2 protein-coding genes are annotated in these 1,548 nt (G+C 58.6%); both read right to left on the bottom strand.

From position 1 onward, the window contains the following. A partial coding sequence (locus AC1DQP_RS20965) for a hypothetical protein (protein ID WP_478052494.1) occupies positions 1-309 on the bottom strand: 309 nt, incomplete at its 3' end. Between the two features lie 574 nt (positions 310-883). Beyond that, a partial coding sequence (locus AC1DQP_RS20960) for a bZIP transcription factor (RefSeq protein WP_478052493.1) occupies positions 884-1,548 on the bottom strand: 665 nt, incomplete at its 5' end.

Raw genomic sequence — 1,548 nt, 5'->3', positions numbered from 1 at the left:
CCATAGCCTCACAGTGGCGATAAGTCCAAAGATCACCGAAGCCACGATCGCCAAAGCCGGAGCCAGGCGCGCCACTGCGTAGATCTCTGAAAGCAACTGGCTCTCCCGTATCATCCCCAAGGGCAGCATCAACAGCAACCCCAGCGCCAAAGCCCCCAGTGCTGGCGCGTACATCCTTGCCATCATCCACTTCCAACGGTCCATGTGGTCATCCCGGCGATTGTTTAACGCATCCTTGAACATATCGGTCGCAGGGGATGAGACCTGAAAGCTACGCTTTTCTGCCGCCCCTACAAAGTCAAACCTCACCGTACACTTCATACTTGCCCGTCCACCTTACTGTTGCAGGCGTTGGCAGACGCACCGCCGCCCGCACCTGCCATACAGGGCTCCAAGAGCACGCGATTTGATAGCGTTTCACATGGGGCAGGATGCAGCCTGCAAGAACGACATGCCGGATTGCAATCAATCTTCCAGCCCCTCCACTCTCGTCCGTGCAACGGCTTCTCTCGATGCACCAAGTTGCGCCACAGATCTCGCACCGGCCTTCTTGCATTAGAAGTCCAAAAATCACCCATGGATGAGGTGACCTGTTGAAATCACTTTACACTGGCGCAAGCAGTCTGGATAAAGCGGAAGAACCGGGACTGCGAGGCGACATGGCGCAGTTGGGATGCTCACCAGCACGCACAGGAAGCCCGTTACTTACGCCGCAGAGGTAGACAGCAACACCCCTACACAGAGGCACCAGAGAGTAGCTAGAAGCTCTTGCAGGCGCTTCAATTGAACGCCCGTCAAACTTCTTTCAATCAACTCCGGACTTAACCCCCTGCGCGTCCCCGAAGGGGCGCGCATCTGGACCCGAGGTGCGTGTCGGCGCTCGCTATGCAGCCAGTTTTCGCCGTTGCTCCTCGCGATGCTTGCGCTGGCTGTTCCGGTTCTGCTCACGCCTCCTATCAGCACGGGGATCGCCTGAGACGCCTGCGGCATTCAGCGCGCGTGTCACCTTCCGCTTTACGCTCGAGCACTGGACGGTGAATGGGCAGTTGTGACAGGGCATATCCCGCACGTCGTTACGATTGCCGATGCACGCCGGAACGTATCCTTCAGGCGCCTCGTTAACCTCAGCAGGCACGGCGACAGTCACCAGCGCATCCCGGACCATATCTGCTTCAAACATCGCCCCGGCACGCGCCTCTGTCAGCGGACCATCGACCCCAAGATATCGTGCCAGCTTGGCCGGCCCGTCCTTTGCATGAAGCACATCGGCACGCAATGCCCGCATTGCTGCAGCATGCACAGGATCTTCTCCGGACGGCTCCATAAAGAAGCGTCGATCCCAAACGGGCAAGAACAACCGCTCACTAGCCTCAGCCCAGGAGGGGTGTCCGCGCATCCATGCGTCGAACAACTTCCCGGAAAGCAGCTGGTTTGGCAATGGTGGGTGCTTCGTCTTCCGGCCTACGATCCAGCGCTCCATGACGATTTCGCAGAACAGATCGTACGGCATCCCCAATTCGTCAGCCTTCTGACGGGCCTGCCACAAGC

The organism is Stenotrophomonas sp. P5_A8, assembly GCF_056400545.1.
This window is presented reverse-complemented; position numbering and strand designations above follow the sequence as displayed.